This window comes from Caballeronia choica, from assembly GCF_001544535.1.
Taxonomy (GTDB): domain Bacteria; phylum Pseudomonadota; class Gammaproteobacteria; order Burkholderiales; family Burkholderiaceae; genus Caballeronia; species Caballeronia choica.
In genome coordinates this window covers 17726-27099 of the sequence record NZ_FCON02000102.1, presented here as the reverse complement: position 1 = coordinate 27099, position 9374 = coordinate 17726, and the positions used below count along the sequence as shown (strand labels likewise).

Here is a 9374-nt window from a genome sequence, read left to right as displayed (position 1 = left end):
CTGCTTTCTTTGCTTACTTTCTTTGCAGCAGCAAAGAAAGTGAGTCCCGCCCCGGACAGGGGCAGAGCAAATAAACCGACATGAAACCGAGTTCCATGGAAGCCTGGGCGCATCAAACGGTGTAAAAGCCCGGTAACGGAAAAGCGCGCTCGCCAGCAACCCCCACCCCGCGCCTCGCGCAAAAATCCCCCGATACCAGAGAAACCATGTCGCGAACGCGCAAGAAGTAAACCGCAGCATTACCTAATATCGGTAGTAACGAAGCAAGAACCCCAGACAAGGAGTAGCCCATGACCGACATCAACGTAACGCGCAGCACCTTCGACGAAGTGATGGTCCAGGTATTCGCCCCGGCGAATTTCGTGCCCGATCGCGCGCGCGGCTCGCGCATCTGGGACACCGACGGCAAGGACTACATCGACTTCGCCGGCGGCATCGCGGTCACCGCCCTGGGCCACGCGCATCCCGAGCTGCTCAAGGTGCTCCAGGAACAGGGCGAAAAGCTCTGGCACATCGGCAACGGCTACACGAATGCGCCCGTGCTGCGTCTCGCCAAACGCCTGACGGACCTGACTTTCGCCGATCGCGCGTTCTTCGCGAACTCCGGCGCCGAAGCGAACGAAGCAGCGCTCAAACTGGCGCGTCGCTATGCGATCGAGAAGTTCGGTCCCGAGAAGATCGAGATCATTTCGTTCACGCAGTCGTTCCACGGCCGCACGTTCTTCACGGTGAGCGTCGGCGGACAGCCGAAGTATGCGGAAGGCTTCGGCCCGCAGCCGCAGGGCATCAAGCACTTGCCCTACAACGATCTGGCGCAGGCGCGCGAGGCGATCGGCGCGAACACCTGTGCCGTGATCGTCGAGCCGATCCAGGGCGAAGGCGGCGTGCTGCCGGCCGATCCGGCATTCCTGAAGGGCCTGCGCGAAGCCTGCGACCAGCACGGCGCGCTCCTGATTTTCGACGAAGTGCAGACGGGCGTCGGCCGCACGGGTTCGCTCTACGCCTACATGCAGTACGGCGTCACGCCCGACATCCTGACGACGGCTAAGGCGCTCGGCAACGGCTTCCCGATCGGCGCGATGCTGACCACGGACGACATCGCCGCGCATTTCAAGGTCGGCGTGCACGGCACGACTTACGGCGGCAATCCGCTGGGGGCGTCGATCGCGGAGAAGGTGGTCGAACTGATCAGCGATCCGAAACTGCTCGAAGGCGTCACGCAGCGCAGCGAGGCGATCAAGGCGCATCTCGCGCGCATCAACGAGCGCTTTTCGCTGTTCAAGGAGATTCGCGGCACGGGCCTCCTGATCGGCGCCGAGCTGGCCGATGCCTACAAGGACCGCGCGAAGGACGTGCTGAACGCAGCGGCCGCCAACGGCGTGATCATGCTGATCGCGGGACCGAACGTGCTGCGCTTCGCGCCGTCGCTGATCATGCCGATGGCCGATCTCGACGAAGGGTTCACCCGCATCGAGCGCGCGATCGCCGAGGTGGTGGGCGAAGCCGTTGCGGCGCGCTGATGCGGGCAGGCAACCAACGACACAGGAACCGATGATGCTATTCGTCCGACCGGCAAGACTCTCCGACCTCGACGCGCTCGAACGGATGGCACGCGCGGCGCATCCCGTGCTGCACTCGCTGCCGCGCGACCGCCGCGCGCTGGAGACGCGCGTCGCGCTCTCCGAGGATTCGTTTCGCGCCGAAGTCGATTTCCCGGGCGAGGAGTTCTATCTCTTCGTCCTCGAAGACTCGGAGACGGGCGCGCTCCATGGCACGTCGAGCATCGTGGCATCGGCGGGCTATTCGGAGCCGTTCTACGCGTTTCGCAACGACGCGCTGATCCACGCGTCGCGCGAACTCAAGGTGAACCGCAAGATCCACGCGCTGACGATGTCGCATGAACTGACGGGCAAGAGTCGCCTGACAGGCTTCTACATCGATCCGGCGTTGCGCGACGAAGCACGTCGGGATGCAAACCGGGACGCAACCCAGGACGCGGCGGCGCATCTGCTGTCGCGTGCTCGCATGCTGTACATCGCGGCGAACCGCAAGCGCTTCTCCGACGAGGTGTTCTCGCTGATGCTCGGCGTGACCGACGACGCGGGCGTGTCGCCGTTCTGGGAAGCGGTCGGCCGCAAGTTCTTCGGACGCGATTTCGAGCAGGTCGAACTGGAGTCGGGCGGACGCAGCCGCACCTTCATCGCGGAAGTGATGCCCAGCTATCCGCTCTACGTGCCGCTGTTGCCCGCCGAGGCGCAACGCGTGCTCGGCGAGCCGGCGGAAGGCGCGCTGCTCGCGTATGACATTCATTTGGAGGAAGGCTTCGAGCCCGACCGTTTCGTCGATATCTTCGATGCGGGTCCGGTGCTGACCGTCGCGGTCGAACGCAGCGCGTCGGTGACGACGAACGAGCTTCGCACCGTGCACGAAGGCGCGGCGCAAACCGGCACGCCGTATCTCGTGGCGGCGGGCGGCGCGCATTCGTTCCGCACGGCACTGGCGACCCTGCCGCCGACGCGCGCCGACGGCGCCACCCTCACGGCGCCGATGCGCGAAGCGCTCGGCGTGAACGAAAAGGATACGGTGCGTTGCGTGCCGCTGCATCTTGCCTCGGGAGAACTGCAATGATCGTTGTACGCTGCGTGCAGCCCGGGGACGTGGACGCGCTCGTCGCGCTCGCGCACGAGACCGGCCCCGGACTCACCACTTTCAAGCCCGACCGCGAGGCGCTCACGGCCCGCGTCGAACGCGCGCTTCGCACGCTCGCAGGGACCGCCGAGCCATATGAAGCGGGCTATTTCTTCGTGATGGAGAACACGGCGACGGGCGATATCGCGGGCGTGTGCGGCATCGAAACGGAAGTCGGCCTGGAGCAGCCGTTCTACAACTATCGCGTGTCGACGGTTGTGCATGCGAGCAAGGACCTGGGCGTGTGGACGAAGATGTCGCTGCTCAACATCTCGCACGACCTGACCGGCTACGCGGAAGTGTGTTCGCTGTTCCTGAGTCCGCGTTATCGCACGGCGGGTGTCGGCGGCTTGCTGTCGCGCTCGCGCTTCATGTTCATCGCGCAGTTTCGCGAGCGCTTCCCGGAGCGTTTGTGCGCGGAATTGCGCGGCCACTTCGATGACAGCTTCGAGTCGCCGTTCTGGAACGCGGTCGGCTCGCACTTCTATCAGATCGGCTTCAACGAAGCGGACTATCTCAGCTCGCACGGCAAGAAGTCGTTTCTCGCCGAACTGATGCCGCGATATCCGGTGTATGTCGACCTGCTGCCCGAAGCGGCGCAGAAGGTCGTCGGGCTCACGCACCGGGACACCGCGCCCGCCCGCAAGATGCTCGAAGCGGAAGGGCTGCGCTATGAAAATCACGTCGATATCTTCGATGCCGGCCCGGTGCTCGAATGCCACATCGCGGACTTGCGCACCGTGCGCGAGAGCGTGCTGGTGCCGGTGCATATCGTCGAACCGGGCGAGCGCAACGAGGAAAGCGAGGCGCGCAGTCTCGTGTCGAATACATCGCTGGACGATTTTCGCGTCGGCGCGACGGTGGGCGCAGTGCGGGACGGCACGTTCCTGCTCACCGCCGAGGAAGCCGCCGCATTGCGCGTGAACGAAGGCGACATGGTGCGTGTGCTCGCATCGCAACCGCGCGTGAAGAGCGCGGCCTGAAAGAAAGAGCAAGGACCCAGGCAATGAAACTCTCGAACCAACTGTATATCGACGGCGCATGGAACGAAGGCCGGGGCGCGCCGTTCGCGTCGCGCAATCCGGCAACCGATGAACTCGTGTGGGAAGGCAAGAGCGCGGACGCAGCGGATGTCGATCGCGCCGTATCAGCCGCGCGCCGTGCGTTTGCTTCGTGGTCGGCGTTGCCGTTCGACGAACGCGTCGGCATCGCGAAGCGCTTCGCCGCGCTGCTCAACGACAACAAGGAAGAACTCGCCCGCACGATCGGCCGCGAAACCGGCAAGCCGCTCTGGGAAGCGCGCACCGAAGTGGCGACGATGGCCGCGAAGGTCGATATCTCGGTGCAGTCGTATCACGAACGCACCGGCGAAAAGCGCGCGCCGATGGCCGATGGCGTCGCGGTATTGCGGCATCGTCCGCATGGCGTCGTCGCGGTATTCGGTCCTTACAACTTTCCGGGGCATTTGCCGAACGGGCATATCGTGCCGGCGCTGATCGCGGGCAACGCGGTGGTGTTCAAGCCGTCCGAACTCGCGCCGGGCGTGGCCGCCGCGACCGTCGAACTGTGGACGCAGGCCGGCCTTCCCGCCGGCGTGCTGAACCTCGTGCAGGGCGAGAAGGACACGGGCGTCGCGCTCGCGAATCATCGTCAGATCGATGGCTTGTTCTTCACCGGAAGCTCCGACACCGGCACGCTGCTGCACAAGCAATTCGGCGGGCGCCCGGAGATCGTGCTCGCGCTGGAGATGGGCGGCAACAACCCGCTCGTCGTCGCGCAGGTCGAGGACATCGATGCCGCCGTGCATCACACGATCCAGTCGGCGTATCTGTCGGCGGGGCAGCGCTGCACGTGCGCCCGACGTCTCTTCGTCCCCGACGATGCCTTCGGCGAACGCTTCATGGCGCGCTTTACCGAAGTGACGTCGAACATCCAGTACGGCGCATTCGACGCCGAGCCGCAACCGTTCATGGGCGCGGTCGTCTCGGCCCGCGCTGCGTCGAAGCTGGTTGCCGCGCAGGCGCAACTGATCGAGGCGGGCGCCACGCCGATCCTCGAAATGAAGCAGCGCGCGGCGCATCTCGGCCTCGTCTCGCCCGCGATCCTCGATGTGACGAACGCGCGCAACGTCCCCGACGAAGAGCATTTCGGCCCGATGGTGCAGGTCACGCGCTACAAGGGCTTCGACGAGGCGATCGAGCGCGCGAACGATACGACCTACGGCCTCTCGGCGGGACTGCTGGCCGACGACGAAGCCGCCTGGACGCACTTCCAGCGCACGATCCGCGCCGGCATCGTCAACTGGAACCGGCCGACCAACGGCGCATCGTCGGCGGCTCCGTTCGGCGGCATCGGACGCTCGGGCAACCAGCGGCCGAGCGCGTATTACGCGGCGGACTACTGCTCGTATCCGATGGCGTCGGTGGAAAGCGCGCAGTTGCAGATGCCCGCGAGCGTATCGCCCGGCCTCAAATTCTAAGAACCCGCGAAGGATTCATGATGCAAGCATTCGAAGCGAACTTCGACGGGCTCGTCGGCCCGACGCACAACTACGCGGGGCTGTCGTTCGGCAACGTCGCGTCGCGTAACAACGAGAAGTCGGTGGCGAACCCGAAGGCCGCGGCGAAGCAGGGCTTGCGCAAGATGAAGCAGCTCGCGGACCTCGGTTTTCATCAGGGCGTGCTGCCGCCGCTCGAACGGCCGTCGCTGAAACTGCTGCGCGAACTCGGCTTCACCGGCACCGACGCCAGCGTGATCGAACGCGCCGCGCGCGAAGCGCCGGAGCTGCTGGCCGCCGCGAGTTCCGCCTCGGCGATGTGGACGGCGAATGCGGCGACTGTCAGCCCGTCGGCGGATACGTCCGACGAGCGCGTGCACTTCACGCCGGCCAATCTCGCGAGCAAGCTGCATCGCGCGATCGAGCACGGCGAGACGCGCCGCTCGCTCTCCGCGATCTTCGCCGACGAAGCGCGCTTCCGGATTCATCACGCGCTGCCCGGCACGCCCGCGCTCGGCGACGAGGGCGCCGCGAACCACACGCGCTTTTGCCGCGAGTACGGTGCGAAGGGCGTCGAGTTCTTCGTCTATGGACGCAGCGAGTACGGGCCGGGGCCGCAGCCGAAGCGCTTTCCGGCGCGCCAGACGCTCGAAGCGAGCCGCGCGGTCGCGCGGTTGCATGGACTGAGCGAGCGCTCGACCGTCTTCGCGCAGCAGCTTCCCGACGTGATCGATGCGGGCGTTTTTCACAACGACGTCATCGCGGTCGGCAATCGCACGACGTTGTTCTGCCATCAGCGCGCGTTCCTCGACCAGCCGAAGGTCTACGACGAACTGCGCGCGAAGCTCGGCGCGCAAGGCGCGAAGTTCACCGCGATCGAAGTGCCGGAGGACGAGGTAAGCGTCGCGGACGCGGTCTCGTCGTATCTCTTCAACAGCCAGTTGCTGACGCGTCCGGACGGCCGTCAGGTGCTCGTCGTGCCGCAGGAATGCCGCGAGCACGCACGCGTCGCGAAGTATCTGGATTCGCTCGCGACGCGCTCGACGCCGATCGACGATGTGCTCGTCTTCGACTTGCGCGAGAGCATGAAAAACGGCGGCGGTCCGGCGTGCCTGCGTCTGCGTGTCGTGCTGAACGACGCCGAGCGCGCGGCCGTGAATCCGGGCGTGTGGATGAACGACACGCTTTTCGCGCGCCTCGATGCGTGGATCGACGCGCACTATCGCGACCAGCTCGCGCCCGCCGATCTCGCGGACCCGAAGCTGCTCGACCAGTCGCGCACCGCGCTCGACGAACTCACGACAATCCTGGGCCTCGGGGCGATCTATGACTTCCAGCGCTGAAGACGCGATGCTTGGCCGTTTCCTTGCATTCGCGCTCGACGGCAGCCAGCCGGCGCGGCGCGCAGGAACGGCGCCTTCGGGCGTGCGCTGGACGTGGCTCGGCGACGGCATCCTGTGCCTCGAACCGCAGCACGCAGCGACCCACAGCGTGATCGCATCGGCGGGGATTCACGGCGACGAAACCGCGCCGATCGAAATCCTGTCGACGCTCGTCGCGGACCTGGCGAGCGGCGCGGCGAAACTCAGCGCGCGCGTGCTCGTGATCCTCGGCAACATCGCGGCGATGCGCGCCTCCGACCGCTATCTCGACGACGATCTCAACCGGCTGTTCAACGGCCGTCATCTGGCACTTCCGGCAAGCCGCGAGGCGCCGCGCGCGGCGGAACTCGAAGCCGCCGCGCTGCGATTCTTCGCCGATGCGACGCATGCGAAGTGGCACATCGACATGCATACCGCGATCCGCGCTTCCGTCTTCGAGCAGTTCGCGCTGCTGCCGCACACGGGGGCGCCACTGTCTCGCGCGATGTTCGACTGGCTGCGCGATGCGCATCTGGAAGCCGTGCTGCTGCATCGCGAGAAGTCGAACACGTTCACGCATTTCACAGCGGAGCGGGCGGGCGCGTTGGCGTGCACGCTTGAACTTGGCAAGGTGCGGCCGTTCGGGCAGAACGATCTCGCGCGGTTCGCGGCTTCGGATCGAGCGTTGCGCCGGTTGATCGCGGGGAAGCCGGCGGTCGACGCATCGCGGCCGTTGCGCGTTTTCACGGTGGTCGGGCAGATCGACAAACAGAGCGACCGGTTCGTGCTGAATGTCGCGAGCGATGTGCCGAACTTCACGCCGTTTCGGGCGGGTACTGTGCTGGCGCAGGATGGGGATTATTGCTACCGCGTCGAGCACGATGAAGAGCGCATCGTGTTTCCGAATCCGAAGGTCAAACCGGGGCTGCGAGCGGGGTTGCTGGTCGTCGATACGACGGACGAGACGCTTGCTTCGCTCGCGGGTGGGGATGGGGGTGCTTACGCCGTTTGAAGCGCTTGGGCTGCTATGGAATGCGCTCGTACAATTTCGTCGAACGCGGCTTCTTGTGGATCGTAGGCCATTGTTTTTCCTCGTCTAGCTGGGCATCACCATCACTTGGTTCGAATGCGCTTTTCCGGTCCGACTAGATGCTAGACGGACTGGAGTTGAGCGGCTGCCCGTCGATCAGCTTGAACCTGTTCATCATGGCTTATCCTGGAAGTTCAGGCGGCCTTGAGCATGAAATCGACGTGTACGGCGTCATACGGGAACTCAATCGCGCTGTCCACGTTGCGCTCGAGAACACCAGCGTCCAACAACGCATGCACGTCACGGTGCACCGCTTTGACATCCCGACCTACGCGTCGCGAGATTTCTCTGATCGAAAGCGGTCCGGCTCCCGTCATCTCCTGAATGATGTTCCAACGCAATTGCGTGAGCGTCTGAAACAGCAGTTCCGGTGAATCAAAGGTGATGAACGCTCCTTGCGCCTTGCCGTTCATGGCGGCAAGAAAGCGCTTCGTAACCGCATCGCGTGAAGCGACGCCAAGAGTGACTGTCTTCATTTCGACCTCCAGCTATCTATGTCGGCCCAAAAATCAGCGATCAGCTGCTCGGGCGTTGAGAACTCATAGGGCATTTCGGATTTCCCAAGGTGCCGGTGATCCCCCTTGCCTTGCTCGTTGTCGTACCGCAAGACACATAATCCGCTAACGACGAACGCGAGGCTGTACTTGAAAAAATGCGAGCTTCCTCGTACTGGCGCAGGTACCCTCCACACCAGAAGTTCAGCAAACGCTTCCCGGTCTACCGCGTGACGCTCTTTGAGCAAAAGAGTTGCTTTCATGTTGGACAGTATGACAACGCTTCGTCATGTTGTCAATTGCTCCAACAGCAACGCAACAGGACCTCGTCCTAGCCCCGGCCGATACGTTGCCCACCGCTCAAACGGTCGGCGCAATAACCACCGTACACGTAGTCCCCGCCGACAGCACCATCCCCGCCGGAACTTCATCGATATGAATCCGCACCGGCACGCGTTGCGCGAGGCGCACCCAGTTGAACGTCGGGTTCACATCGGCGAGCAGTTCGCGGCTCTGCGGATTGTCGCGGTCGTAAATGCCTCGCGAGATGCTCTGCACGTGGCCCTTCAGCACGCCGCCGCTCATCAGCCGCATCTCGGCCTTGTCGCCGATGCGAACATGCGGCAGTTTCGTTTCCTCGAAATAGCCATAGACCCAGAACGAATGACTATCGACGAGCGCGAGCTTCGGCGTCCCCGCCGTCGCGTAGTCGCCGCGATAGACGTTCAGGTTCGTCACATAACCGTCGACCGGCGCAAACACCTTCGTGCGTTCGAGATTGAGTTGCGCGGCATCGAGCGCGGCCTGCGCCTGCTGCAATTGCGCCTCGGCGGTGGAGGCCGTCTGCGCCGCGTTCTCGCGCTGTTCCTTCGATACGACCTGGCTGTCCATGTCCGCGCGACGGGCGGCATCGGCGCGGCGCATGCGCAGTTCCGCCTGCCGCGCGGCGACGTTCGCCTGCGCCTGCTGCACGGCGATCCGGTAGTGCGACGGATCGATCTCCATCAGCAGATCGCCTTTCTTCACGAACTGGTCGTCGGCGACCGGCATCGTCACGACCGCGCCCGATACGTCCGGCGCCACGTTGATGACGTCGGCGCGGACGCGGCCGTCGCGCGTCCACGGTTCGTCCATGTAGTGGACCCAGAGGGAGCGGCCTATCAGGATGGCTGCCGCGAAGATGGCTGCCGTGAGGATGAAACCCACGATTTTTCGAATGATCATGATGCGACTCTCAGTGCATT

General features: G+C 64.5%; 9 protein-coding genes. 6 read left to right on the top strand and 3 right to left on the bottom strand.

Annotation, left to right across the window (positions count from 1 at the left end; genetic code table 11):
- Positions 1–290 precede the first annotated feature (290 nt).
- Genes AWB68_RS30730 through astE form a run of 6 tightly spaced genes read left to right on the top strand, consistent with a single transcriptional unit; the run spans position 291 to position 7558 of the window.
- On the top strand, positions 291–1520 hold the full coding sequence (locus AWB68_RS30730) for an aspartate aminotransferase family protein (protein ID WP_087648084.1): 1230 nt from the start codon (positions 291–293) through the stop codon (positions 1518–1520).
- A 34-nt stretch (positions 1521–1554) separates the two neighbouring features.
- On the top strand, positions 1555–2628 hold the full coding sequence (gene aruF / locus AWB68_RS30725; protein ID WP_087648083.1) for an arginine/ornithine succinyltransferase subunit alpha: 1074 nt from the start codon (positions 1555–1557) through the stop codon (positions 2626–2628).
- Complete coding sequence (gene astA / locus AWB68_RS30720) at positions 2625–3671, top strand: arginine N-succinyltransferase (protein WP_087648082.1); 1047 nt, start codon at positions 2625–2627, stop codon at positions 3669–3671. Before aruF ends, astA begins: the two co-directional genes overlap by 4 nt.
- Positions 3672–3694: 23 nt before the next feature.
- Complete coding sequence (gene astD, locus AWB68_RS30715; RefSeq protein ID WP_087648081.1) at positions 3695–5167, top strand: succinylglutamate-semialdehyde dehydrogenase; 1473 nt, start codon at positions 3695–3697, stop codon at positions 5165–5167.
- A 20-nt stretch (positions 5168–5187) separates the two neighbouring features.
- A complete protein-coding gene (gene astB, locus AWB68_RS30710; protein WP_087648080.1) occupies positions 5188–6528 on the top strand; it encodes an N-succinylarginine dihydrolase in 1341 nt (446 codons plus the stop codon).
- Positions 6512–7558, top strand: a complete 1047-nt coding sequence (astE, locus tag AWB68_RS30705) for a succinylglutamate desuccinylase (protein WP_087648079.1) — start codon at positions 6512–6514, stop codon at positions 7556–7558. The genes astB and astE overlap by 17 nt, the downstream gene beginning before the upstream one ends.
- A 212-nt stretch (positions 7559–7770) precedes the next feature.
- Here astE and AWB68_RS30700 read toward each other — a convergent pair whose 3' ends face one another.
- The 3 genes from AWB68_RS30700 to AWB68_RS30690 form a co-directional block, all read right to left on the bottom strand.
- On the bottom strand, positions 7771–8112 hold the full coding sequence (locus AWB68_RS30700; protein ID WP_087648078.1) for an HVO_A0114 family putative DNA-binding protein: 342 nt from the start codon (positions 8110–8112) through the stop codon (positions 7771–7773).
- A complete protein-coding gene (locus AWB68_RS49755) occupies positions 8109–8393 on the bottom strand; it encodes a toxin-antitoxin system TumE family protein (protein ID WP_087648077.1) in 285 nt (94 codons plus the stop codon). The genes AWB68_RS30700 and AWB68_RS49755 overlap by 4 nt, the downstream gene beginning before the upstream one ends.
- Before the next feature lie 97 nt (positions 8394–8490).
- Positions 8491–9354, bottom strand: coding sequence for an efflux RND transporter periplasmic adaptor subunit (locus AWB68_RS30690; RefSeq protein WP_087648076.1), 864 nt, complete (start codon positions 9352–9354; stop codon positions 8491–8493).
- Positions 9355–9374: the final 20 nt, after the last annotated feature.